This is a genomic window from Microbulbifer maximicatervae (SeqCode) (assembly GCF_052467825.1).
Genome location: NZ_CP174327.1, coordinates 501,875 through 526,366 on the forward strand (window position 1 = coordinate 501,875; position 24,492 = coordinate 526,366).

The window sequence follows — 24,492 nt, forward strand, 5'->3', positions numbered from 1 at the left end:
TACCTTAGGGTCCACCTAGTCTTAGTAAAAAATAAGCTTGGGCCGCCTATGATTAAGCTCCACCATATTGACCATATTGTCTTGCGTGTCCAATCTCTAAAACCCATGCTCGACTTTTACCAAAATATTCTTGGATGCAGCATTGTGCGCCAACGGGATGATATTGGCCTCTACCAACTCCGCGCAGGCACTTGCATGATAGATTTAGTGCCAGTTGATAAACCTATAGGCCAGGGAGGGGGAGCAGCACCGGGAAAGGAAGGGCGGAACCTGGATCATTTTTGCTTCCGGGTTGAACCCTTTAATCCGGAGAGTATTCAAGCCTTTTTAGCGCAGGAACAGGTAAAGTTTTCGCCAGCAGAAGAGCGCTTTGGTGCCGATGGAATTGGCCTGTCAATTTACATCTCAGATCCCGAAGACAATGTGATTGAGCTGAAAGGGCCACCCACTGGCAACAACTGAAGTTTGTGCCACGCTTGCGGAGTAGCCGGGCCCTTACCGGTTTCCCAACGACTCTTTCTCGATCAGCCAGGCGACTCACTATGGAAGCGGAAGTAATTGACTACACCGTAAACGGGGATACTTTTTGCGGATATCTCGCATGGGATGAAAATATCAGTGACAAACGGCCGGGGGTTTTACTGGTACACGAATGGTGGGGGCACAATGCCTTTGTTCGCGAGCAGGCGGAGAAACTGGCCAACTGCGGCTACCTCGCTTTTGCAGTGGATATGTTTGGCGCAGGCAAACAGACCGATGATCCACAAGAGGCACAACAGTTCAGGGATGAAGCCCTGAAGGACCCGGTGGCCCTTGAAGCGCGCTTCCGCACAGCATTATCACTGCTCCAGCAGCGGCCCCAAGCAGACCCGGACCAGGTCGCAGCACAGGGCTATTGTTTTGGCGGCGGAGTCGTACTCGCTATGGCTCGAGTCGGCGTGGACTTGCGCGGCGTAGTCAGTTACCACGGGGCACTGGCAAGAAGTACCCCCGCACAAAACAAACCTATTAATGCTGAAATACAGGTCTACACCGGCGGCGCCGATGTGATGGTTCCACCGGACCAGGTCGGCCAGTTTGTTACTGAGATGCAGGAATCCGAAGCCAAATTAACTCTGGTCAGTTACCCGGGGGTCCTACACGGATTTACCAACCCCTGTGCAACAGACCGGGGAGAAAAGTTCGGCCTGCCGCTGGCCTATAACCGTGAAGCCGCTGAAGACGCCTGGCGGGGAACACTGGCGTTTTACGAGAAGATTTTCTCCTGAAGTGAGCGCCGGAAAACCGCTATCAGCGTTTTAGCAGTGATAAAAGTACGCCTTGGGGGTTGGTAGCAGTACTCGTGTATTGCTACCACTTTCCTATTCGGTCAAATCCAAATAGCGAGCTCCCCCTCCCTGCTCCGCAGCTTCATCCCCGGGATTCCGTAAAGGGCATTTCTGCATAGACAAACAACCGCAGCCAATACATCCCTCAAGGTCATCGCGCAACTTGGTTAACTGCTGGATACGCTGATCCAACTCTTCACGCCAGTGAGAAGAGAGTGATGACCAATCCCCCGCATTGGGCGTACGTTTATTGGGAAGCTCCCCGAAAGCCTCGCGTATTTCCGACAGTGGAATCCCGGTGCTCTGGGCCACCTTGATAATGGCCACTCGACGCAATACATCCCGCGAGTAACGCCTTTGATTTCCGGAGGTCCGCCGGCTGGCAATCAGGCCTTTGCTTTCATAGAAATGCAGGGCGCTGACTGCCACGCCGCTGCGCTCGGCCACCTCGCCAACAGTCAGCTCCCGCTTGATTTGCTTTGACTTTACCGCTCCTTTTTCGGCCGATTCTTCAGCTGCCATAAAAATGCCCACCAACCATTGACCTAAACATTAATTGAGGTTTTACACTGCTGCGCAACCTAATGCAAGCGAGGGAGAAAAGTGATGGAAAAGCACCAAGCAAACGTCGTTGCGCAACCAGCCGGTCAAGCCACCCCAAACCTGTTCTTACTACTAGTGGCAGCTGCAAGCCTGAACCCCAAATTTGCTACTGAAATACGCGAGTCTGGAGATACCGCGAAGAGAAACCCAGGGACCTAGAAGCAGCGACTAATAATCATGAAGCACACGACCAGCGGGATACCGTCTCAGAGCCGTATCACATTACTGTGCCTGGCAGCACTCACTATCATGTCGGGGGCCACTGTAGCCCCGTCACTACCTGCACTGCAGCAGTATTTCTCAGGGACACCCAATAGTGATTTGTGGAGCCGACTGGTAGTGACCCTGCCCGCTTTGAGCATCGCCCTCTGCGCTCCATTAGCAGGCTGGATTGCTGATCGCCATGGCCGCCTGCAATTATTGAAAGCAGCCCTGGTACTCTATGGACTATCCGGTCTACTAGCCCTATTTCAGGATAGTCTCGCAGGTATCCTGACTAGCCGCTTACTATTGGGAGTTGCCGTGGCCGGAACAATGACCTCGGTAACAGCCCTGGTGGGGGATTATTTCAGCCGGGAGCAACGCCTAACTTATTTGAGCCAGCAGAGTACTTTTATCAGTATCGGTGGGGTCGTATTTCTAACCCTGGGCGGACTACTGGCCAGCTTACATTGGCGCGCCCCCTTCGCAATTTACTTGTTGGCCTTACTACTAGTTCCAGCAGTTAAAATTTTCCTTTGGGAGCCCATGCGAGTAAGGCCTTTCAAGCACAGAGACCCCAAAAAAGAAAAGCAGGATAACCCGCTTGCATTTTATGCACTACTGGCGGCGGCAACTTTAAATAGCCTGGCTTTTACCCTGATTCCAACTCAGATCCCTTTTTACTTGCGCAAGATAGAAATTTCTTCACCCAGCCTTATTGCTATGGCTATCGCCTCCAGTAATGTTATGGGAGCCATCGCCTCATTATTGATTTACCGGCGAGCCCGGAATCGACTGGGAGTGCTCGGCGTTTTTATCGCAAGCTTTACTATTATGGCCGCCAGCTTTGGGCTGCTCGCCGGCGCTCAAAACCTGACAGAAATAGTTGCTTTTATTGCCCTCTACGGACTTGGAATGGGTACCCTGATACCACATATCTTTTCTACGGCTCTCGAGTCTGCTCCAGAGTCAAAAAGAGGGAAAACTGCGGGATTTCTGACGACTGGAATTTTTCTTGGGCAATTTATTTCGCCTTTCATCAGCCAGCCCTGGATTGATAAAATGGGATATTCCAGTGCATTCTCATCCATGGCTTTAATTTTGATGATCTCCGCCTCCAGCGCGGCTTTGATATACATCATTAAAATTAAAAAAGAATTCTCATTGGCATATACTTCCGGGCTGGGATCGGGAAACTGATCCGAAAGGAAAGGTATTCCTCCTTTCTGCCCGATAAATCCACCTGACAACACACAGCCAAAGCCGTACGGTAATTTTGGCAAGGAGAAAAAGTGGAATCGATTATTTCCATCAAAGGCTTGGGAAAAACCTATGCCGAGGGGTTTACCGCCCTGAAGAATATCGACCTGGAAATTCAGCGGGGAGAACTCTTTGCTTTGCTCGGCCCCAATGGCGCGGGCAAGACAACCATGATCAGCATTATCTGCGGCATCGTAAATCCGAGCCGCGGTGAGGTCACTGTCAATGGTTACAATATTCAGCGGGACTATCGCAATGCCCGCAATGAGATTGGTCTGGTGCCCCAGGAGATATCCACCGATGCCTTTGAAACCGTTTGGGCGGCAGTGAAATTCAGCCGCGGTCTATTCGGCAAGGCTCCCAATCCCGCCTATCTGGAGAAAATTCTACGGCAGCTATCCCTATGGGAGAAAAAAGATAACAAAATTATTACGCTTTCAGGAGGAATGAAGCGCCGCCTGATGATCGCCAAAGCGCTATCCCACGAGCCCAATGTGCTCTTCCTCGACGAACCCACCGCCGGGGTCGATGTGGAGCTACGCCAGGATATGTGGCAAATGGTGCGCGAACTGAAAGAGTCGGGAGTAACCGTTATCCTCACCACCCACTATATCGAAGAGGCCGAGGAAATGGCCGATCGTGTCGGTGTTATCAATCACGGCCAACTGGTTCTGGTTGAGGAGAAAAATGCACTGATGAAGAAAATGGGGGAGAAAGAACTCAGCCTGCAACTGCCCACACCACTGCAACAAATTCCAGAGAGTCTCGCTGACCTGCCACTCAGTCTCAGCAGCGATGGCAGCCAGCTGGTTTATCGCTTTGATATCAAAAGCGAAGACACTGGTCTTGCGGAATTTCTGCGCCGTTTAAATGCCGCCAATATTGAATTCCGCGATTTACACACCCGGGAAAGCTCCCTGGAGGAAATTTTCGTCAACTTGGTTCACGGTGCCCGCCTTGAACGGGAAGAGCAGCTCAGTAAGGAGGCACAGGCATGAATTGGTATGGAATTGGCGCCATCTATAAGTTTGAGATGGCCCGCACCTGGCGCACCCTGATGCAGAGCATCGCCTCACCGGTGCTCTCCACATCTCTCTATTTTATTGTGTTTGGTGCGGCGATTGGATCGCGTATGGGGGATATCGACGGGGTCAGCTATGGGGCCTTTATTATTCCAGGATTGGTAATGCTGGCGCTGCTCAGCGAGAGTATTTCCAACGCCTCTTTCGGAATATTTTTCCCTAAGTTTTCCGGCACCATTTATGAAGTACTGTCCGCTCCCATATCCTCCTTCGAAATCGTCACCGGATATGTGGGTGCCGCAGCTACAAAGTCCATTTTATTGGGGCTGTTGATATTGCTGACCGCTCGCTTTTTTGTGGATTACGAAATTGTACACCCCTGGTGGATGCTGACATTCCTCGCGCTGACTGCCGTCACTTTTAGCCTGTTCGGATTTATTATCGGAGTTTGGGCCGATGACTTTCAGAAGCTGCAAGTTATTCCGCTGATGATTATTACGCCGCTCACTTTTCTCGGCGGTGCATTTTATTCGATCAGTATGCTGCCGGAAATGTGGCAAAAAATTACCTTGTTCAACCCGGTAGTTTATTTGATCAGCGGCTTCCGCTGGGCTTTTTACGGCGTAGCCGATGTTAACCTGGGGCTGAGTATCGGCATGACTTTGCTCTTTCTGGTGCTGTGTCTCACCACCGTCTGGTGGATTTTCCGCACCGGATACCGCATCAAAACCTGATTCCTCCCCCCACGCCGCTGTGCCAACCTTAGTAAAGGCGGTACAGCGGTGGACTTAGTATGGTGGAGGAATATCACGAAGGGGGCTGCGTTTGCGGGCAACTGCGCTTTCGCGCCCACGGCTCCCCTCGCCGGGTCAGCCTGTGCTCTTGTCAGTGGTGCAGAAAGCGCAGCGGTAGCCCCATCGGCTTATCGGTCTACTTCAAAAAGAAACAAATAGCCTTTCTTCAGGGCCATTTGCAAACCCACACTCTTTACTCCGATGCCGGTCGCTGGATAAAGAGCCAGTTCTGCCCCGATTGCGGCAGCACGCTCACCTGGACACTGGAATTCCTACCCGAATATCGGGGCTTTGGCGGCGGCGCCTTTGATGCACCGGAATTTATTTATCCCGAGCGCTATGTTTACAGCCGCAATAAACCTGAGTGGCTCCAGGTAGCCAGTGATATTGTCCTGTGCCCCGCGATGGCGGAGCAGCCCAAGAATACAGGCAATAATCCCGGCGCTAGTGGTGGGCACACATAAAGGTTCTCACCGCCTTTTGTACGCGCTCACGGCGCTCTTCCTGTGTCGACATTTGTCGGCAGCCGATCAAGACCTGCATATGGTGGCAACCCAGCAACAAACCGATAAAATCTTCCGCCGCTACGGCGGGATTATCCACCTTCAACATCTGTAACTGATTGGCTCTGCGCAATAGCTGCTCTATCTCCCCCAAAATCCTCTGTGGACCGGCGTCAAAAAATAGCTGGGCCATTTCCGACTCCTGGGATGCCAGAGCACACAAAAGGCGTAACAGACGCACGCTATCCTCGCTCTCCACCATCCCCATAAAAGCGTCGCCAATACGCTCCAGGACCTGCTCTACCGATTCCCCCTCTTCTAAAGCAAAGATGGGCAAGGGCATCATCATTTCGCAGCGAGAGGCAATAGCGGCGCTAAAGAGCGTCTCCTTATCGGAGAAGTGGCTGTAGACCGTAAGTTTGGATACTCCCGCTGCCGAGGCCACCGCATCCACGCTGGTAGCGGCAAAACCGTGGGATAAAAACAGGTCCCGGGCGGCATCCAGAATGGCTTGGCGTTTCACCGGATCCTTGGGGCGACCGCGCTGGGCGGCCGTCTGGGTCTGCTCAGACATAGCTCTCCATATACTAGACTCGTTAGTTCATTAAATATACTATACTCGCCAGTATAACATTGATGGCCGCCCGGCCATGCTTGACCCAGTCACGGATCTGCCTCGACGCGCCAGCGCCGGGGAAGGAAGCCAATATGTACCGAATGCCAATCCTCGCTGCACTCTCACTCAGCCTTTTGCTGAGCGCTTGTGCCCCCTCTGAATCCCAGGAACAAGAAACCAAACCGCGCCCCGCTGTTATGGTGCGCCCCACCCTGGCCAGCGCCCAAACCGATGTCTATCCCGGTGAGGTAAGAGCCCGCTTCGAGCCGGCACTGGCCTTCCGTATCGGCGGGAAAATCCAGCGGCGCCTGGTAAATGTCGGCGACCGTGTGGAACAGGGCCAGCCCCTGGCGGAACTGGACACTGAAGACCTGCTGCTACAACTGGATTCAGCCCGCGCCAGCCATACTTCCGCCGAGGCAGACCAGCGCCTGGCTAGCAGTGAACTGTCGCGCCACCGCAAGCTATTGGAAAAGCAGCTGGTGAGCCTCTCCCAATTCGATACCGTAGAAACCCAATTCGAAGCCAGCGAAGCGCGACTACAGCAGGCCAAGGCACAGCTGGATGTTGCCCGCAACCAGGCTGCCTACGCCGTACTCAAGGCGCCGGAAAGTGGCGTGATCGCCCGCCGCATGGCCGAGGCCGGCCAGGTCGTTGCCGCAGGACAAGGCATTTTTGAGCTGGCAGCCGATGGTGAACGGGAAGTGCGTATCGACCTGCCGGAACAATCCATCAGCCGCTTTAAAGTGGGCCAACCGCTAACTGTCGAACTCTGGTCCCAACCGGGCCAATCTTTCCCCGCACGCATCCGCGAACTATCACCGGCAGCCGATCCCATATCCCGCACCTTTGAAGCCAGGGTCGCTTTCGAAAATAAAGTGAGCGGTGTAGAAATCGGCCAGAGTGCACGGGCGTTTGTCCCCAGGACGGAAAAAACTGATGTACTGCAAGTTCCGATGTCAGCAGTCAGTGCTGACGAAGGCGCCGCATTTGTATGGGTATTAAATCCAGAGACAAAAACGCTGCATAAAACCCCGGTCAGCCTGGGCCCCTACGGTGAGGAGTTTGTCTCGGTATTTTCCGGGTTGGAACGCAATGACTGGATTGTGGCCGCAGGTACCCATTTATTGCAGGAAGGTATGGTGGTGCGCCCTGTGGACCGTATGAACCGCCCCATCGAACAGGGGCCGTCTCTCGCCCATCAGGAATAAATTAAAGGCGCGGGAACAATAATGCCTGCCTGCGCAAATTAATTCCCAATAAAGCCTCGATAACAATTTCCAAAGTGCGGCCGCGAACAGCAGAGCCGCCCTTGAAACAGAGAAACTGCCATGGGTTTTAACCTCTCCGAGTGGGCCTTAAAAAACCGCCCGCTGGTGCTTTACGCAATGATCGTCCTGGGACTGCTGGGAACCTTTTCCTATACCCAATTGGGGCAAAGTGAAGATCCACCCTTTACCTTTAAGGTGATGGTGATCAACACCGTCTGGCCCGGCGCCAGCGCCGAAGATGTATCCCGCCAGATTACCGAACGGGTAGAAAAGAAATTACTGGAGACCGGTGATTACCAGCGTATCTCCTCTTTTTCCCGTCCGGGGCAATCCCAGGTATTGTTTGTTGCCCGGGACGATATGCACTCCCGTGACATTCCCGATCTCTGGTATGAAGTGCGCAAAAAAGTGGGGGATATTCGCCACACCCTGCCACCGGATATCCAGGGCCCATTTTTTAACGACGAGTTTGGCACCACCTTCGGCAATATTTATGCCCTCACCGGCAGTGGCTTCGATTACGCACTGATGAAGGACTACGCTGAGCGGCTGCAACTGGCCCTTCAGCGAGTTAAGGATGTAGGCAAGGTCGAGTTACTGGGACTACAGGACGAAAAAATTTGGGTGGAAATATCCAACACCAAATTGGCCTCCATGGGCATTCCACTGTCTGCGGTTCAAAACGCCCTGCAAGCGCAAAACCAGGTCACCGATGGCGGCTTTGTGGATACCGTCAGCGACCGGGTGCGCATCCGTGTGAGCGGACAATTCACCTCCGTCAATGAAATACGCCAGTTTCCTATTACCGCAGATGGCCGCACCCAGCGCCTGGGAGATATCGCCCAGGTCCACCGCGGCTTTAGCGATCCGGCCCAGCCCCGCATGCGCTTTATGGGAGAGGATGCCATCGGCCTCGCCGTGTCCATGAAGGAAGGGGGAGATATTTTAAAGTTGGGTAAAGCCCTCGACGAAACCTTTGCCCGACTACAGGAAGATCTGCCCATAGGTATGGAACTGCGCAAGGTCTCCGACCAACCGGCGGCAGTAAAACGCGGCGTCGGCGAATTCCTGCAAGTGCTGGCCGAAGCCCTGGGTATCGTACTGCTGGTGAGTTTTTTCTCCCTCGGCAGCCGCCCGGGATTAATTGTGGCGCTGTCGATCCCATTGGTATTGGCGATGACCTTCGCGCTGATGCACTACTTCAATATCGGCCTGCACAAGATCTCGCTGGGGGCACTGGTACTCGCCCTGGGCTTGATGGTGGACGATGCCATTATCGCGGTGGAGATGATGGCGATAAAAATGGAGCAGGGGCTCAGCCGGCTAAAAGCCGCCGGCTTCGCCTGGACCAGCACCGCTTTTCCCATGCTCACCGGTACACTGATTACCGCCGCCGGTTTTTTACCGATTGCCACCGCCCAATCCGGCACCGGTGAATACACCCGATCTATTTTCCAGGTGGTCACCCTGTCGCTAATCGTTTCCTGGATTGCCGCCGTGGTCTTTGTACCCTATCTGGGCCACTACCTGCTGCCAAACCTGGCGCGACACGGCCACGGCGGTGAAGTGGCAGACCCCTACCAGAAACCCTTTTACCAGCGCTTCCGCCGCTTTATTACCTGGTGCCTGCGCAATCGCAAAACAGTGATCGCAGCCACCCTGGCAATTTTTGTCGGCTCGCTCGCTCTGTTCAAACTGGTTCCGCAACAGTTCTTCCCCTCTTCCGGACGCCTCGAATTGATGGTGGACCTGAAGCTGGCCGAAGGTGCCTCGCTGAAATCCACCGAGCACCAGGCCAAAAGGTTGGAAACCCTGCTGGCGCAAAACGATCAGGTAGAAAATTACGTGGCCTATGTGGGCACCGGCTCCCCGCGCTTCTACCTGCCTTTGGACCAGCAGCTGCCCGCTGCCAGTTTCGCCCAGTTTGTTGTGATGACCCGCAGTGTCGAAGAACGCGAGCAAGTGCGCAGCTGGTTGATCAATACGATGAATGAGGAGTTCCCCACCCTGCGCAGCCGTGTGTCCCGCCTCGAGAACGGCCCGCCCGTGGGTTACCCGGTGCAATTCCGCTTGTCCGGCGAACATATTCGCGAAGTGCGCGGATTGGCCCGGGAAGTGGCCGAGCGCCTGCGGGACAATCCACAAGTGACCAACGTGCACCTGGATTGGGAAGAACCCAGTAAATCTATCAACCTCAATATCGACCAGGACCGCGCTCGCGCCATGGGCGTCAACAGTGCAACCTTGTCCCAGGCTCTGCAAAGCTCCTTAACGGGTATCACTGTGAGCCAATACCGGGAGGATAACGAGCTGATCGACGTGCGTGTGCGCGGTAATGAAGACGATCGCTATGCCCTGCGCCAGTTGGGTAACCTCGCGGTACAAACCGACAGCGGCCGCAGTGTACCGTTGAACCAGATTGCCACCCTGGAATACGGTTTTGAGGAAGGTATTATCTGGCACCGGGACCGCCTGCCCACCGTCACAGTGCGCGCTGATATTTATGGGGAAGAGTTACCGGCGACCGTAGTCAATGCCGTGTGGCCTCAGCTTCAATCCATTCGCGATAAATTACCGCCGGGCTACTTGCTGGAAGTGGGTGGTACCGTGGAAGAATCTGCGCGGGGGCAAAAATCGGTCAATGCCGGTATGCCGCTATTTGTGTTGGTGGTCTTTACCCTGCTGATGCTGCAGTTGCGCAGTATGTCCCTATCCACCATGGTATTCCTCACGGCTCCCCTGGGCCTGATCGGCGTTACCCTGTTCCTGCTGCTGTTTGGCAAGCCCTTTGGTTTTGTCGCCATGCTGGGCACCATCGCCCTGGCGGGAATGATTATGCGTAACTCGGTGATTTTGGTGGACCAGATACAGCAGGATATCAGCCAGGGCCTCAGCCCCTGGGATGCAATTGTCGAGTCGACGGTAAGACGCTTCAGGCCGATTGTTTTGACAGCGCTGACTGCGGTATTGGCGATGATTCCACTGTCCCGCAGTGACTTCTTTGGCCCTATGGCGGTCGCCATTATGGGCGGATTGATTGTCGCAACCGGACTCACCCTACTGTTCCTGCCAGCACTCTATGCTGCTTGGTTCCGAGTGCGGGAAGAACACAATGAAGAAGCGGTGGAAAACAGTCCTGAATTTGGCGGGCCCATGACCCCGAACGCCACTACAGATTAAAATCACTGGGTAATCCAACAAAAAAGGCGGCGTAGGTTTTCACTGCGCCGCCTTTTTTATTTCCTAAGATTGTGTCAGGGAGTCGTAAACAATCCCGGTCCAAATATCCGGTGTCATAAAACCCTGGCCATACTGCGCATCAAATTCCGCAGTCGGTTTTGCAGAAATCACTTCCTGCCGGGTTTTACCCTCATCCACCATCGCTTTCACTTTGTCCCTAAGCCCTGCCAGTATATTGCGCTGCTGTTGCAGCTCTGCCCGATTACTGAGGGGGCCATGGCCGGGAATAATTTTGGTATCTTCCCCCGCCATTGCCAGAGCAGTGTCCATAGCTGCGATCATGCCATCCACCGAGCCGCCGGAAGAGAGATCGATAAAGGGATAGTTGCCGTTAAAATAAATATCCCCCATATGAATCACATCGGCTTCGGCAAAATGCACGATGGAGTCACCATCCGTGTGCGCCGGCCCCACATGTTGGACCTTTACCCTATCGCCATTCCAGTAAAAGGTAGTGGCATCGGTAAAGGTAATCACCGGTAATGCTTCTGGAGGAGACGGCTCAACCTTCCGCTTAAATGCCTCAATAAACTGCTCGGTACTTACCCGTTTGCGCACATTCTCGTGAGCCACAATCAGGGCGCCGCTTTTACCCAGGTTTTCATTACCGCCGGTATGATCTCCATGCCAGTGGGTATTAATGACGAAGCGCAAAGGTTGCTTGGCTAACTCAGCTACTGCCTGTTGAATTTTTGCGGTCAAAGGCGCGTATTGGTCATCCACCATAAAAGTGCCGTCCTCCCCCACCAGTACCGCAATATTGCCCCCAGCCCCTTTGAGCATATAAACATTGCCAGACACAGATTCACTACTAATTTCCACATTGGCAAACCGATCCTGCGCAGAGGTAAAAGATGCAGCCAATACAGAAACCGCCAGGGCGACGGAACCTACTACGTTCTTCATAAAAACTCCCAGTTGTTATTATTTCTTTCCAATATCATCGGCAACTGATTATTTAGCTCAGGCTGCCTGCTTCAATAAAGTTTCTCGCTGCTGCGCCAACATTTCCAACAGCAGATCCGGTCGGTCAGTCACAATGCCGTGTACGCCCAGTTCAATATAGCGCCGGTAGTTTTCCGTGCCATTCACAGTCCATACCGCCAAGTGGACTTTCTTCTTATTAGCGGCGCGCACCATACTTTCAGTAACTACGGGAATACCTTTTTGCTCCATCGGTAGCTGCATCGCGCTATAGCTTGGACGCAGCAGTTTCTCTGCTCGGAGTAACTGTGCAATATAAAATACCACCGCCTCTACGGTAGGCGTGCCCGTCGCTACTTGCGGACAGAGTCGACGAAACTCATTAATCACCCCTTGGTGAAATGAGGAAACGACGACCTGCTCGCCTTTTCCACACTTTGCCAGCACATCCTTCAACACTTTTGCAGCGCGATACTGACGGCTTTTAATCTCCAGTATCATTGGCATATCCCCCACCATTGACAGCGCCTCTTCCAGAGTCAACACTCGCAGGGGCTTTTCTCTATAGGGGTAATACTCTCCATCCCGAGTCCAGAGATAGGCAACATTTAACTGGCGCAGCTGCTCTAAGGTTTTATCCTCTATAAACCCCGCACCATCAGAGAACATTTCCAGCTCCCTGTCGTGAATCAACACTAAATGGCCGTCGGCAGTGAGCCACAGATCCACTTCAATAGCATCCACGCCCAGTTGCACCATTTTTTCAAGGTAAATCGCCGTGTTTCCTGGGTAGAGGCCATTGCCGCAATCATTACCATGTGCGATCACCATCGGCCCCTCCCCCTGAGGAAACCACAGGGGACAAGGTTTACCCGGTGCAGACCGGGCATAAAGAAATAGGACGACTAGGGCAATTAAAAAGAACGACAACCAAAACATGCTTCACCACACTTATTATTTTGTCAGTTTTCAAGCTGGATAGTGTTAGCTTCGATCACGCCTCTTCCACTAATTTGGCAACAGAGTCAGTGTCAGTGTCAGTGTCAGTGTCAGCAAGCACAGTATTCTTTTTGGACTCTTCTTTCCCCGCCGGTTCTTTAGCCTCACTTTCAATTCCCTGTTTCTGACGCACATATAAAGCCTGTAACCAGAGGGGAACAAAAATAACGATGTCGTAAAAACGATTAGCCAAAACACCTAAGTGCAGTGAAGCCATCGCCAAAAACCGCAGTATTATGGTCATTCCCCGCAGGGATAAGCCCACACCAATACCAATTACCGTTCGCGCTGAACGGATAAACTGCTCCAAAGGAATTGCCAGAAAAGCCAGAATCAAGGGAAGCACAAACCCAAGTCCCATCTGTGCCAGAGGAATTGGCCAAAGCTGCTCAGAACCTAATAACTGCTGTTGCAGAATCAACTCACGTGAGAAAGCCAGGTTTCCACCGACTACAGCCAAAACCAATAAGAGTGCCAAAGCCACTCCCAGCAATAACCTGCGCGTACTCTCACCGAGGGAACCTACCGCAGGAAACATTCGAGTAACCTGCAAGCATTCCATAATCAACAACCCGACTGTGATCTGCAAAAAGATAACCACTGCGGCTGAAATACTGGCGAGACTATAACTGCCAAGTGAAGCTTCAGTGCCCAGTACTGCCGCCATAGGCTGTGCCAGTAACTGAAAATTCACCATAGCGCCAGCTAAAGCAACCACTAATACCAGAGAAGCTGTCAGAAAGCGGCTGAAAGAGGATGAAGACAGCAAGTGAAGGCTTTTATCCGTTTCCTGCAAAATCTCTTCGTAGCGCTCCATATGGCCATCCAGCGCTTTGGCCCGCCGAATAACCGATTCTACATTTTTGTTAATACGTCCCAATGTCGAAAGCATTGCACGCCAACTGGGCAGCATACGTTTTAGTAATTGATGCCTCTCCCGGGTGGACTCACGATAGGACTCCAGAGCTTTGGACTCGGCCTTGCGCATAGACTGATTAATAGTATCGAGAACATCTGCTACCACAGGGTCCTCTTTGCCAGGAATTTCCGAAACAGCTCGAATAGCCCTGGCCCAGTTTGACGGTTCTGGTGCTATTTCAGCACTGCGTACATAGTCTTCATCCAAGCTGCTGAGTTGTTCACAGAGCTTTCTATGTAAGGTTGGATACAGTGCCAAATCCCGCTGTACGGTTTGCTCAATACGTTCAAATTCTCTTTCAATCTGGCGCTCTGCCGTGTCCCTGCCTTCAGCAAAAAGTACTTCTCGATTGCGCTCTACCAGTCTTTGTTCTGCGGAATCAATATTACTCGCCACAAAGCGCAACGCCCGATGTCCCAGACGCGCTATAGCATATACGGCGCGATGCACAGGCTCACGGGCCAGGAACAAAACAATCAATCCCAGGATACCCCAAAGCCAAAGTGGTAAACTTTGCATTAGTTGACTCATCTCTCCCCCCTTCATTATCAGCCCAATTGGCCTCTATCCTAACAGCTGCGGACAGCACATTCGCCCAAAAGTTCACAATTTGTACAGGAGTATGACGACAGCTTTGCCATTGGGATCAGGCCCTAATTTTGGAAACACAGGGAAAGCTGATATAGACGCAGGGCCGTTAAGGCGACCCAACAATACGGAACCATACAGGTGACATCATTAAGTTACCTGAAAACAGTTGTTCTTTTACATCAATTTAAGTTTATCCCGTTAGAAATTAAAAAAATAAACGTCTGCATAGAGTAGAGAAAATCAACAATAAAGCACAATAGTTGCCAAAGAAAAAAAACAGCACCATATGCGAGACACAAAATGCCAAAAAAATAAATTGTACGCATACCTTTCAAAACTTTGACTGAGAAAAACAATACATTTCCAAACTTAAAAACCACAGCCAAATCAAACCAAAAATATTCAAACCCCATAAATAAGGCACATTTTTTCCTAAGCCTTACCCCTCCTACGTCTACACTCCAAACTAAATTCTCATTGAGTGAGTGTTTTTCCCTAACACGGCAGAAACAATTTTACGCTGACTCCCACGTCGTCATGGCAGGTAACGTGGGGTAATTTTGGGAACCTAAACGACAGGAGTCGATGGAAGGTCAAACTCTTATTTTAAGAGAGATCTATCTGTATCAAGGAGAGGTACGAGGTATATGCCGGTTCTTTTTTTTAGCAACTCCGGCCTTCAAGGCGATCTATTATTTTCACTGTTTTCACAAGCTATTCCCATACCCTGGGAAAAATCTAGCATTGGAAAACAAAAAAACTGCCTGCAGCATTATCAGGCTATCGTGATAGATTGCTGGCAAATTGGTGTGAGCTCCGACTCAAAGCAGTTTCTTTCAGATCTAAAGAAGATTAGTCATGCAAAAGCTTTACTGATTAATCTCCCAGCCAACCTACCCATTCATATATCGGAAAAGTTACGCCAGAAAGGTTTTCACCTACTTTGTGATAGCAATACCAGTCAGGAAAACCTTATTCACAAATTGGATACCGCGATTCACAGTGCCGAGGGGCGACAACATATCAGCCCACAAAACTCCCTCCCTCTTACCCGCAGGGAACAGGAAATACTCGGACAACTCACTACCGGTGAACCCAACAGTGTGATCGCAACAAAATTGCACCTTAGCGAACACACGGTGAAAAATCACATGTATAACATTTTCCGAAAAATTGGAGTTAAAAACCGGCTGCAGGCCAGTAATTGGGCCAAGCTCAATCTCCAGGAAGAGAGGATATGAGACTAACCCTGTTGATGTTGACACTGTGTGCATCCCTGGCCTTTGGCCAGGATGACACAGAGGTCCCTCCAGCAGATACCGATTCTGGAAAACTCGAAGACGAAATCAGTGGATTCAATATTGATCGAACAATAACCCGTACCGGGCACGATTTTGCCCGCTACATGAGCGAATACAGAAACCTTAATTATCCAGATGCCACTTACAACTTAACTATTTACGAGAGACCCTCAGCACGTTGGGGAAATCTCATCTGGGTTACCTATAACGACAAAATTGTTTTCAGGCGTTTTATCAGTCCAAGCACCAATAATATTCATCGCTTGGCCGATGAGGCCGCGCAATATATTCACCAGGAAGTACTGCAAGCGCGTGTTCGCAACTCACTCACAGACACCTTTGATTTGGGTAAGGATGAATTCTAATGAAGATCAAATCATTACTGGGTACCGCTTTTTTTTCTCTGGCGGCGTTCTCATATCATCACGTCTCGGCCACCGAATTAATCTATGAACCGGTAAATCCCAATTTTGGTGGCAACCCACTCAATGGTACTTACCTACTGCAAAATGCGCAGTCACAAGACACTCACGAAGATCCGGATAAACCAGACAGCCTCTATGAACAACCCAGTGCTCTGGATAGGTTCAGCGACTCGCTGGAAACCCGCCTGCTAAACCAACTTCTAACCGATGTTGGTGATGGTAATAGTGGAGAACTGATTACAGACGACTTTATCGTACAAATCGTTGATAACGATGGTGTTCTAACAGTACTTATCACCGACCGCAGCACCGGAGATAAAAGCGAAATCGTTGTAAGCGGGCTAAACCCGACAAACTAACGAACGTTTAAATTTCAAAGGATTCTTTGGCAATGCGTAATGCAATAAAAAAAGTGATAGCTTTGCCCATCGTAGCGACATTAATGACGCTAAGTAGTTGTTCCGCGGTCAAAGATGTGGGCGATGCACTTTTTGGTCCGGGCATCACAGATGCAATGCTCACCCCGAGGAAAAACACCTATCGGGACCTGATCAACCTTCCGCAACCGAAGGGTAAAATATTGGTGGCGGTATACGGTTTCCGCGATCAGACTGGCCAGTACAAACCCGCACCAAACAGCAGTTTCTCTACCGCAGTCACCCAAGGTGGCGCGGCCATGCTGATGGACGTACTCAATGAGTCCGGCTGGTTTATCCCGTTGGAACGTGAAGGGCTGCAAAATCTGCTGACAGAGCGGAAGATTATCCGTGCAGGATTAACCAAGCCGGATATTCCCGTCAATAACAGTGTGCCACTTCCCACACTCGTAGCTGCGAATGTCCTATTAGAAGGCGGCATTGTTGCCTACGACCAAAATATTCAAACCGGTGGCGCAGGTGCTCGCTATTTTGGTATTGGCGCAGACGAGCAGTATCGCGTGGATCAGGTAACAGTGAACTTGCGGGCCATAGATATTCGTTCCGGGCGGGTACTCCACTCTGTATTGACATCTAAAACCGTCTACTCCAAGGCAATCAGTGCCGATGTATTTCGCTACGTAAAATATCGGCGCCTGTTGGAATTGGAAGCTGGCACTACTTATAATGAACCCGCACAGCTTGCTATGCTTTCAGCGATGGAATCTGCTGTGATTCATTTGATCAGTGAAGGCATCGTGCACAACTCTTGGGCACTTGCCAATCCGGATGAGATCGAAAATCCGATATTGCAGTACTACCTTAATGACAGCACTGTCATTATGTAGTATCAATGACTGACAAATTATATTTTTAAGCTCGGCTTAAAATTGGGATACTTGGAAAGATGTACCATAAATTCAGAGTTATTTTTTCTGCCACCCTAGCAATGGCTGTTGTTAATCTTCCGGGTTTAGGCCATTGCTCAGACTTGGATTCCAGCAGTGAATTGGCTGTTGCGAGCGAATTAAGCGCAGCCAATCTTTACTCCGTCACAAATTTAACCGTAATCAACCAGGAAGGTGGAAACAACAACATACATACCCGCCAATCAGGTAGTAACAACTACACTTCTGCTCACCAGGACGGCAATAGAAATAGTTTATCGGTCACCCAATCTGGTGAGGATAATATTATCACATCGAGTCAGGTCGGGAATTACAACTATTCAATGTTGATACAAATAGGCTTTGAGAATTTTATAGATATCGACCAGTATGGAGTTGGCAATACCGCGGGTATATCCCAATTTGGAATACAAAATAGTGCCCATGTGGAAGAGATTGGCAGTTTTCATAACGTCAATATTTACCAAAGTGGGAATGGCCTTCACACTTCGGTCACTGTTAGCGGAACTGCTACAACAACGTATATTAGCCAATATGACTAATAAATAATAATACTTCTCTGATTCCCTTTCACCTGATTAGACTTCTTTATTTTAATTCATGTAAGCTTATTAAGTGACAATAATTATTACAGCAACTTAGAAAATTCATCAGAAATGTGATTATTTGAACCTCGCGCCGTATAAAAGAATTTTCTGACAAGCTTTATCACCCCACCTAAAAAAAAGAACTTTCTTCCTAAAGTTTCGAGACTTCTGCCCTATAGCCACAACCCCCAAAGACGACAAAACTCTATTCAGCATCAAGCTGCTGTTAAAAATGATATTGCTAGATGTTTCACAAGGAATGTGAAGGTTAGAAGCAGTCGGTTTCACTCCAGATAACTCACATACGCCTGGCACAGCCGTATCGTGTCCTGAGACAAAACACTCCCAATATCTAATGGTGCTGAATTCTTTTTATTTGTAAAAAGCTGTACAGCTATATTTGACATCCCTATGGAGTTACTGATGACTAAGTACACACCTATTGCCGCCAGTGTTCTTCTGGCGATCGCCAGTACCGGAGCCTTAGCTACCAACAATACCGCCATTCTCAACCAAAATGGCACTGGCAACATGGCCACGGCTGATCAGAGTGATGCCACTGTATCCAACAACCTGATCACACAAACCCAAACCGGTGACAACAACGTAGTTTATGCAGAGCAAACCAGCTTTAATGATTCCGGTGTAATTACCCAAACTCAAGTCGGGGACATGAATGACGCAGAGTCCTTCCAGAATGATTCAAGTACTGCAATTGTTACTATCACCCAAATCAACGACGGTCACTTTGCAACAACTACACAAAGTTTTGTAGATACCAGCGTTGCTACTGTCACCCAAAGTGGTAGTCCACAAACAGCAGCAGTAACCCAAGTTTCCAGTACAAATGATAATGCTGTAGTGACTCAGTCCGGCGACGGTAATGTAGGTAATGTTATCCAAACTAACGGTTCATTTAACACCGCAATATTAACCCAAACAGGAACCACCAATACTGCAACTTCTACTCAAACTTCCAGTACCTCGAGCACTGTTAACGCTATCCAGGCCGGTACCACAAACTCTGTAGTACTTATTCAAAACCTGGCCACCAACAGCACCTCAGTTTCCTTCCAGGATGGCACTTCCAACACATTCACTTCATCACAGACAGCAGGTGATGGGAATTACAGCGAGGGCTTCCAAAATGGTACTACTCAAGGCTTGACTCACATTCAAGTTGGAGATGATCACTGGGCTTATACTGAGCAAGTGGGTACCACCAATATTGGTGTGATCACCCAAACTGGCTTTGATAACTATTCTGAAGGCTACCAGGATGGAACGTTCAATAGCTTGACCGTTACCCAGCCTGGCGACTTCAATACCACTATCGCCTCGCAGACCGGTAATAACAACACTATTGCCGTAACCCAGGCAACCGATACCAACATGGCTACACCTACACAGGTAGGTGATTTCAACATGGCAATTATCATTCAATAGTAAAGGGTGTAGGCCGGCTTAATTGGCCGGCCTATTTTCAATTTGATGGGCTAAGTGCAAGCTTTAATTATTACTAGTCCAAAATTCGCATGAGACAACCATTTTCTACATTTAATGCCACCCCCCAAATCAGCTGCCATTATTTGCCATAGCTAGTTAAAAAAAGAACTTTATTCCTAAGGTTTCGGCACTTCCGTCCTATGGCTGTAACTCCAGAAGACGACAAAACTCTAATCAGCATCAAGCTGCTGTTTAAATGATATTGCTAGGTTTTCACAAGGAATGTGAAGGTTAATAAGCAGTCGGGTTCATCCCAGTTTCCTCACATACTTCAGACAAAGTTGTAGTATGCCTGAAAATGAGACTCTCCCAATATCAAATGATGCTGTTTTCCTTTTGTTTGTAAAAGCTGTACAGCGATATTTGACATCTATATGGAGTTACAGATGACCAAGTACACACCTATTGCCGCCAGTGTTCTTCTGGCGATCGCCAGCACCGGAGCCTTCGCATCGAACAATACCGCCATTCTCAATCAGAACGGTACTGGTAACATGGCAACCGCTGATCAGAGTGATCCAACGGTAACCAACAATGTTATCACCCAGACTCAAACTGGTGATACGAATGAAGTTTATGCTGAGCAATCCAGCAATAACGATTCGGGAGTAATTACTCAAACTCAAGTAGGAGATATGAATTACGCGGAATCATTCCAAAACGATTCCAATGTGCCAGTGGCTACCATCACCCAGATAAATGACGGCCAGTTTGCATCGACTACTCAGAGCTTTGTAGATACCAGTGTTGCCGTGATAAATCAAAGCGGTGGCCCGCAAGATGCAACTATTGCCCAGACTACCAGCGCAAATGACACCGCTGTAGTTAATCAATCCGGTGACGGTAATGTGGCAGTCGCCATTCAAACCCTGACCTCATTGAATAGCGCAATTATTACTCAAACCGGCACCAATGGCACCGCTTCTGCAACGCAAAGTAATAGCACGCAGAACACCATGAATATGATCCAGGCGGGTGATACTAACACTGTCGCTCACCAGCAAATATCTGCGAGCAACAGCTCAACCTTCTCCTTCCAGGATGGTTCTTTCAACACCTTGTTCTTTAGCCAGACTGATGACGGAAACTACAGTGAGGGCTTACAAAACGGTACTACCCAGACTTTGGTCCACAACCAAAGTGGCGGTGACCACTGGGCATACACAGAACAAGTGGGACTCACTAATGTTGCTGTCGTTACCCAAAGTGGTTTCGATAACTTCTCCCAGGCCGCTCAGGATGGTACTTTCAATAACCTGACCGTGACACAACCTGGCGATTTCAATAGCGCTACATCATCACAAGTTGGCAACTTCAACACCATAACTGTGACCCAAGTAGGTGACTTCAACGCAGCCGCTCCCGCTCAAGTGGGCGATGGCAATGTGGCAGTAATTATTCAGTAATCAAGATAAAGGCCGACTGTTAAAGTCGGCCTTTTTTTAACGAAAAAAATCATCTCACAAACTTTAATCTCAATTTATCCATACTAAGTTCTCATAGCCACCATAAGTGAACACTCTACAATAGTTCTGCATATATAGTGTTTAAGAAGTAAAAATCACTATATCTATCAGATAATCTGCTTCTTCATTTCATTCAAGCTATTCAAGATCTTTTATATTCAAAATTAAAATTCCACGGAGATAGAATGATACGTCACCAATCGTTAGCCATCGGACTCTTACTGTGTATCCCAAGCTACAATGCTGTCGCATCTAATAATACCGCTACAGTTTTACAAAGCGGATTAACCAATAGTGCCACTGTGGATCAGGGTGATCCTACTGCTATTGGAAATTTAGTTACTCAAATTCAGACCGGGAATCTAAATACTGCTAATGCTACGCAGCAAACAAATAGCACCTCTAATGGAATTGATCAGGAACAACTCGGAGACAGCAACTCCATTTTTTCAACTCAAACGGCAGCTTCTAATACAACAGCGACTGTTTACCAGGATGGCGTTAGTCACAGCGTAACTACAAGCCAAACTAATACAACAACCAGCAGCGGTAGTGTTGAGCAATTCGGAACCCTTCAGTCTGCCACTATCAGCCAGGTCAATAGCGTTTCTGACAATGCCGACTTTGAGCAATTTGGCACTCAAAACCTGGCTACAGTTACCCAAGCAAATAGCGACTCAAGTACCACCATATCTTCACAATCTGGAGATTCAAATGGTGCTGGATATACGCAGACAGGTCTGGCCCACTTGATTGATGCCACTCAGATTGGTACCTCCAATACAATCAGTGCTGTACAAAGTAGTCAGCAGGGCTCAATCACCATTATGCAGGATGGTGATAACAACACCTCTTTTCATGGACAATTCGGGACATTCGCAACTGGATTATCGACTCAAATAGGCTCTATGAATATCATTAATATGAATCAAGGAGGTAGTAATAATTTGGCAACCACTTTGCAAATAGGTACAAACAACTCGCACCAGACCGGCCAGAACGGCATCAGCCAAACAGCCAATGCCACTCAAAATGGCAGTAATAATATGGGCTTTATTTTTCAATAACATCTGTTTAGTTGTTTATTAACGGGCTACTCTAACAGGTAGCCCAATCTAAACCTCACTATAGCTCTACAAACCTATCGCTTAAATCCGTTTATCGTATCCCTTTACAGGCACATCCAGGTAACGCAAAAAACAACAACAAAGAAGTTTTTCCTATTTTTTAGGCACTAACTTCCCATAGCAATACTTGAGGCTTACGATAAAACTCATACCAGCATCAGGGTATTATCAGGTACTCCAGTGATAATACCTATTAGGGATAGCAATAAAACAAGGTGTGCCAAACTCCTTGCGCAATAAATGCCATACCCTATCTATGGAGTCTTTTGTCCTTCCTAGGCTTGATGCTTCACCGCAACTGAAATCATGGGGATAAGAAAAATCCACCTTACCTTCAATCGGAGATATCGATGCGAATCCATACACCAATTTCCGTGGGCATCAGTTTATGCCTTGTCGGGTCAATTGCTTATGCGGATGGAAATACAACTACCGTGGAACAAACGGGTAACAATCACCAGGTGACTGCAAACCAAGTAGACCCAACGGCAACTAACAACTTTATTGAGGTTATTCAGGCAGATGAAGCACAGGTTAGCAATAGCCTGCAAGACACTTCAACCAACTTGAGTATCATCAGGCATGAACAGGTAACGCTGGGGAATGAAGCTGACTCGACTCAAACTAATTTTTCAGATGATGCAGAGGTAAATATCTATCAGGAGGGCGCTGGAAATTTCGCCTCTACTTTACAAGACAGTACTTCTTCCAGCTTTGTTGACATTTCTCAGTTCAATTCTGCAAATGACATCATTTTCTCCCAAACAGACAGTAGTTTCGATACAGTCAACCTCTATCAGTCTGGTTTTGATAACCAGATGTTAGTGACTCAAACTACCACCACGTTTAACAGCCTAAATGTGTCTCAAACGGGTGATCAAAATAGCGCAGATGCCGAACAAACAGGGTTTGATAATCTGTTGACCTCCTCGCAAACGGGCAATCTAAATACTTATTTTTCTATACAAACGGGTGACATCCTGGTAGCAACAAGTACCCAGATAGGAGATGGTAACATTAGTACCCAGACCCAGACGGGAGATATTTTGTTGGTTTCTACGCTACAAGATGGTACTGGCAATATGTCCATCGTGGATCAAGCTGGAGCAATGCAAACTGCAAGCAGTACCCAGATAGGAACAACTAACCTTCATACTATTACCCAAAGCGTCGACAATCAAACGGCTATTGGCATTCAGAATGGTGTGTTAAACCAAGGATTTATCATGCAGTAGCGGCATATTCGTTCAGGTTGAAAGTTATTATATTTCCAATATAGATAGAGGAAAGAATGCATTTTTCAATGCCAGCTTTAATTTATGAGTCACTCACAAAGCTACCCAAAGAATGGCATTCTTTCCTTACCTGATAAAAATACTGCATCAATATTTTCTTACGTAGCAGAGGTTTCAAAATTCTTCGTCTACAGTTTTCCATGTAAACGATTTCTCACATTTTGACGTTACTCACTTCACAGGTAACACAGGCAAAAGTTTTAACGACCGGATTTACCACTAGACGGTAATACACAGGAGTTAGCCGTGCAGAAGATTACCGTAATTCCACTGGTATTGGCGATATCTGCCACCAGCTTGGGTTATGCTGCAGAAAATACTACATTAATCACCCAAAGCGGCTCCAGTAACTCAGCTGTAGCAGATCAAACTGATCCAAGCGCTATCGATAATCACCTGGAGATCAGTCAAGACGGCTCTGCTCATATTGCAGAGGCCGTACAGCAAAACGAAATTGAAAGCTCAATTATCCAAATACAAGAAGGCAGTCTTAACGACGCCTATAGCCTGCAAATGGATGGGATCGCAAATAGCGTAGAAATATTCCAGTCGGGCTCTAATAATCGTGCCAATAGTTACCAATTGGCCACACAGCATGGGCAATCAACAATACGGCAGGTGGGATCGGGTAATGAAGCAGAAATCCAACAACATCTCGGTAGCGATAATGTCTCTGTTATAGAGCAAATGGGTGAGTTGCATGGTGCCTTGATTGGTCAATACGCGAGCTTTAATTCCGATGCGTTGATATTCCAGCAAGGCTCAAGCCATGAGGCCATAATCAGCCAGGAAGGCACCGGGCACTACGCCAGTGTCCAACAGATCGGCGCCGCCAACAGCGCAGATGTCGCCCAGTCCGATATGTACAACGAATTGGACCTCTATCAGGATGGCGAGGGCAACATGGCCACCATCGTGCAAGTGTCCTGGTATAACAGTGCCTACGTCACTCAAGATGGCTACTTAAATTCCGCCAATATTATGCAGGCCGGCAATGGTGGATTAGGCGGTGGCCATATGGTGATCGTTAATCAGTCTGGCAGTATGAATGACGCAACTGTGATTCAAAACGGTTTCTCCCAATCCGCCAATATTACCCAAACCGGTACCGGTAATACGGCAGTGGTTTTACAGTAACGGAGTTATTACCAGTCGGAGTAAGATCAACTTATTCCGACTGGAACCCTGAA

At 49.0% G+C, this 24,492-nt stretch carries 24 protein-coding genes; 19 read left to right on the forward strand and 5 right to left on the reverse strand.

From position 1 onward, the window contains the following. Positions 1-48 precede the first annotated feature (48 nt). Both ACJJII_RS02235 and ACJJII_RS02240 read left to right on the forward strand, forming a co-directional pair. Entirely contained in the window at positions 49-462 is a 414-nt protein-coding gene (locus ACJJII_RS02235; protein ID WP_444915588.1) for a VOC family protein, read from the forward strand. 80 nt (positions 463-542) lie between these two features. Continuing rightward, complete coding sequence (locus ACJJII_RS02240; protein WP_444915587.1) at positions 543-1,268, forward strand: dienelactone hydrolase family protein; 726 nt, start codon at positions 543-545, stop codon at positions 1,266-1,268. Between the two features lie 93 nt (positions 1,269-1,361). On the opposite strand, the gene soxR is transcribed toward ACJJII_RS02240, so the two are convergent. Further along, a complete protein-coding gene (gene soxR, locus ACJJII_RS02245) occupies positions 1,362-1,850 on the reverse strand; it encodes a redox-sensitive transcriptional activator SoxR (protein WP_444918137.1) in 489 nt (162 codons plus the stop codon). A gap of 84 nt (positions 1,851-1,934) precedes the next feature. On the opposite strand from soxR, the gene ACJJII_RS02250 reads away from it, so the two are divergent. The 5 genes from ACJJII_RS02250 to ACJJII_RS02270 all read left to right on the forward strand — a co-directional run bounded on the left by ACJJII_RS02250 (position 1,935) and on the right by ACJJII_RS02270 (position 5,672). After that, positions 1,935-2,090 (forward strand): hypothetical protein, encoded by a 156-nt coding sequence (locus ACJJII_RS02250; RefSeq protein WP_444896151.1) that lies wholly within the window; start codon positions 1,935-1,937, stop codon positions 2,088-2,090. Positions 2,091-2,108: 18 nt separating this feature from the next. Continuing rightward, positions 2,109-3,332 (forward strand): MFS transporter, encoded by a 1,224-nt coding sequence (locus tag ACJJII_RS02255; RefSeq protein ID WP_444896150.1) that lies wholly within the window; start codon positions 2,109-2,111, stop codon positions 3,330-3,332. Positions 3,333-3,424: 92 nt separating this feature from the next. Next, on the forward strand, positions 3,425-4,390 hold the full coding sequence (locus ACJJII_RS02260; protein ID WP_444918138.1) for an ABC transporter ATP-binding protein: 966 nt from the start codon (positions 3,425-3,427) through the stop codon (positions 4,388-4,390). Continuing rightward, positions 4,387-5,148 carry an ABC transporter permease gene (locus tag ACJJII_RS02265; RefSeq protein ID WP_413663248.1) on the forward strand — a complete coding sequence of 254 codons (762 nt, stop codon included), beginning with the start codon at positions 4,387-4,389 and terminating at the stop codon, positions 5,146-5,148. The genes ACJJII_RS02260 and ACJJII_RS02265 overlap by 4 nt, the downstream gene beginning before the upstream one ends. A gap of 59 nt (positions 5,149-5,207) precedes the next feature. After that, a complete protein-coding gene (locus ACJJII_RS02270) occupies positions 5,208-5,672 on the forward strand; it encodes a GFA family protein (RefSeq protein WP_444918139.1) in 465 nt (154 codons plus the stop codon). Here the strand turns inward: ACJJII_RS02270 and ACJJII_RS02275 are convergent. Next, positions 5,653-6,285: a TetR/AcrR family transcriptional regulator gene (locus tag ACJJII_RS02275; protein WP_413663250.1), complete on the reverse strand. Its 633-nt coding sequence runs from the start codon at positions 6,283-6,285 to the stop codon at positions 5,653-5,655. The genes ACJJII_RS02270 and ACJJII_RS02275 overlap by 20 nt on opposite strands. A gap of 134 nt (positions 6,286-6,419) precedes the next feature. Here ACJJII_RS02275 and ACJJII_RS02280 point away from each other — a divergent pair, with 134 nt between their 5' ends. Then, positions 6,420-7,538: an efflux RND transporter periplasmic adaptor subunit gene (locus tag ACJJII_RS02280; protein WP_444918140.1), complete on the forward strand. Its 1,119-nt coding sequence runs from the start codon at positions 6,420-6,422 to the stop codon at positions 7,536-7,538. A 120-nt stretch (positions 7,539-7,658) separates the two neighbouring features. Next, on the forward strand, positions 7,659-10,778 hold the full coding sequence (locus ACJJII_RS02285; RefSeq protein WP_444896146.1) for an efflux RND transporter permease subunit: 3,120 nt from the start codon (positions 7,659-7,661) through the stop codon (positions 10,776-10,778). Between the two features lie 63 nt (positions 10,779-10,841). Here the strand turns inward: ACJJII_RS02285 and ACJJII_RS02290 are convergent, their stop codons facing one another. The 3 genes from ACJJII_RS02290 to ACJJII_RS02300 form a co-directional block, all read right to left on the reverse strand. After that, a complete protein-coding gene (locus tag ACJJII_RS02290) occupies positions 10,842-11,744 on the reverse strand; it encodes an MBL fold metallo-hydrolase (RefSeq protein WP_444918141.1) in 903 nt (300 codons plus the stop codon). A gap of 57 nt (positions 11,745-11,801) precedes the next feature. Continuing rightward, the gene (locus tag ACJJII_RS02295; protein WP_444918142.1) at positions 11,802-12,593 is read right to left on the reverse strand and encodes a glycerophosphodiester phosphodiesterase family protein; all 792 of its coding nucleotides are present in this window, start codon (positions 12,591-12,593) and stop codon (positions 11,802-11,804) included. Positions 12,594-12,756: 163 nt separating this feature from the next. After that, entirely contained in the window at positions 12,757-14,211 is a 1,455-nt protein-coding gene (locus ACJJII_RS02300; protein ID WP_444918143.1) for a hypothetical protein, read from the reverse strand. 869 nt (positions 14,212-15,080) lie between these two features. On the opposite strand from ACJJII_RS02300, the gene ACJJII_RS02305 reads away from it, so the two are divergent. The 10 genes from ACJJII_RS02305 (at position 15,081) to ACJJII_RS02350 (ending at position 24,439) form a co-directional block, all read left to right on the forward strand. Next, complete coding sequence (locus ACJJII_RS02305) at positions 15,081-15,512, forward strand: response regulator transcription factor (RefSeq protein ID WP_282931332.1); 432 nt, start codon at positions 15,081-15,083, stop codon at positions 15,510-15,512. Continuing rightward, a complete protein-coding gene (locus tag ACJJII_RS02310) occupies positions 15,509-15,937 on the forward strand; it encodes a CsgE family curli-type amyloid fiber assembly protein (RefSeq protein WP_444918144.1) in 429 nt (142 codons plus the stop codon). The genes ACJJII_RS02305 and ACJJII_RS02310 overlap by 4 nt, the downstream gene beginning before the upstream one ends. Beyond that, positions 15,937-16,356 carry a curli assembly protein CsgF gene (locus ACJJII_RS02315; protein WP_413663258.1) on the forward strand — a complete coding sequence of 140 codons (420 nt, stop codon included), beginning with the start codon at positions 15,937-15,939 and terminating at the stop codon, positions 16,354-16,356. Before ACJJII_RS02310 ends, ACJJII_RS02315 begins: the two co-directional genes overlap by 1 nt. 32 nt (positions 16,357-16,388) lie before the next feature. Further along, on the forward strand, positions 16,389-17,261 hold the full coding sequence (locus ACJJII_RS02320; RefSeq protein ID WP_413663259.1) for a CsgG/HfaB family protein: 873 nt from the start codon (positions 16,389-16,391) through the stop codon (positions 17,259-17,261). 59 nt (positions 17,262-17,320) lie between these two features. Beyond that, on the forward strand, positions 17,321-17,863 hold the full coding sequence (locus tag ACJJII_RS02325; RefSeq protein ID WP_444915578.1) for a hypothetical protein: 543 nt from the start codon (positions 17,321-17,323) through the stop codon (positions 17,861-17,863). A 468-nt stretch (positions 17,864-18,331) separates the two neighbouring features. Next, entirely contained in the window at positions 18,332-19,354 is a 1,023-nt protein-coding gene (locus ACJJII_RS02330) for a hypothetical protein (RefSeq protein ID WP_444918145.1), read from the forward strand. A 446-nt stretch (positions 19,355-19,800) separates the two neighbouring features. Beyond that, positions 19,801-20,820 (forward strand): hypothetical protein, encoded by a 1,020-nt coding sequence (locus ACJJII_RS02335; RefSeq protein ID WP_444918146.1) that lies wholly within the window; start codon positions 19,801-19,803, stop codon positions 20,818-20,820. Positions 20,821-21,065: 245 nt separating this feature from the next. Then, positions 21,066-21,947, forward strand: a complete 882-nt coding sequence (locus ACJJII_RS02340) for a hypothetical protein (RefSeq protein WP_444918147.1) — start codon at positions 21,066-21,068, stop codon at positions 21,945-21,947. Between the two features lie 410 nt (positions 21,948-22,357). Beyond that, positions 22,358-23,242: a hypothetical protein gene (locus ACJJII_RS02345; protein ID WP_444918148.1), complete on the forward strand. Its 885-nt coding sequence runs from the start codon at positions 22,358-22,360 to the stop codon at positions 23,240-23,242. A 306-nt stretch (positions 23,243-23,548) separates the two neighbouring features. Then, complete coding sequence (locus ACJJII_RS02350) at positions 23,549-24,439, forward strand: hypothetical protein (RefSeq protein WP_444918149.1); 891 nt, start codon at positions 23,549-23,551, stop codon at positions 24,437-24,439. The last annotated feature ends 53 nt before the right edge of the window (positions 24,440-24,492 follow it).

Coding starts and splice junctions, on each gene's coding strand:
- ACJJII_RS02235 (WP_444915588.1), top strand. CDS start 49: ATGATTAAGCTCCACCATATTGACCATATTGTCTTGCGTGTCCAATCT.
- ACJJII_RS02240 (WP_444915587.1), top strand. CDS start 543: ATGGAAGCGGAAGTAATTGACTACACCGTAAACGGGGATACTTTTTGC.
- soxR (WP_444918137.1), bottom strand. CDS start 1,850: ATGGCAGCTGAAGAATCGGCCGAAAAAGGAGCGGTAAAGTCAAAGCAA.
- ACJJII_RS02250 (WP_444896151.1), top strand. CDS start 1,935: ATGGAAAAGCACCAAGCAAACGTCGTTGCGCAACCAGCCGGTCAAGCC.
- ACJJII_RS02255 (WP_444896150.1), top strand. CDS start 2,109: ATGAAGCACACGACCAGCGGGATACCGTCTCAGAGCCGTATCACATTA.
- ACJJII_RS02265 (WP_413663248.1), top strand. CDS start 4,387: ATGAATTGGTATGGAATTGGCGCCATCTATAAGTTTGAGATGGCCCGC.
- ACJJII_RS02270 (WP_444918139.1), top strand. CDS start 5,208: ATGGTGGAGGAATATCACGAAGGGGGCTGCGTTTGCGGGCAACTGCGC.
- ACJJII_RS02275 (WP_413663250.1), bottom strand. CDS start 6,285: ATGTCTGAGCAGACCCAGACGGCCGCCCAGCGCGGTCGCCCCAAGGAT.
- ACJJII_RS02280 (WP_444918140.1), top strand. CDS start 6,420: ATGTACCGAATGCCAATCCTCGCTGCACTCTCACTCAGCCTTTTGCTG.
- ACJJII_RS02285 (WP_444896146.1), top strand. CDS start 7,659: ATGGGTTTTAACCTCTCCGAGTGGGCCTTAAAAAACCGCCCGCTGGTG.
- ACJJII_RS02290 (WP_444918141.1), bottom strand. CDS start 11,744: ATGAAGAACGTAGTAGGTTCCGTCGCCCTGGCGGTTTCTGTATTGGCT.
- ACJJII_RS02295 (WP_444918142.1), bottom strand. CDS start 12,593: ATGGTGATCGCACATGGTAATGATTGCGGCAATGGCCTCTACCCAGGA.
- ACJJII_RS02300 (WP_444918143.1), bottom strand. CDS start 14,211: ATGAGTCAACTAATGCAAAGTTTACCACTTTGGCTTTGGGGTATCCTG.
- ACJJII_RS02310 (WP_444918144.1), top strand. CDS start 15,509: ATGAGACTAACCCTGTTGATGTTGACACTGTGTGCATCCCTGGCCTTT.
- ACJJII_RS02315 (WP_413663258.1), top strand. CDS start 15,937: ATGAAGATCAAATCATTACTGGGTACCGCTTTTTTTTCTCTGGCGGCG.
- ACJJII_RS02320 (WP_413663259.1), top strand. CDS start 16,389: ATGCGTAATGCAATAAAAAAAGTGATAGCTTTGCCCATCGTAGCGACA.
- ACJJII_RS02325 (WP_444915578.1), top strand. CDS start 17,321: ATGTACCATAAATTCAGAGTTATTTTTTCTGCCACCCTAGCAATGGCT.
- ACJJII_RS02330 (WP_444918145.1), top strand. CDS start 18,332: ATGACTAAGTACACACCTATTGCCGCCAGTGTTCTTCTGGCGATCGCC.
- ACJJII_RS02335 (WP_444918146.1), top strand. CDS start 19,801: ATGACCAAGTACACACCTATTGCCGCCAGTGTTCTTCTGGCGATCGCC.
- ACJJII_RS02340 (WP_444918147.1), top strand. CDS start 21,066: ATGATACGTCACCAATCGTTAGCCATCGGACTCTTACTGTGTATCCCA.
- ACJJII_RS02345 (WP_444918148.1), top strand. CDS start 22,358: ATGCGAATCCATACACCAATTTCCGTGGGCATCAGTTTATGCCTTGTC.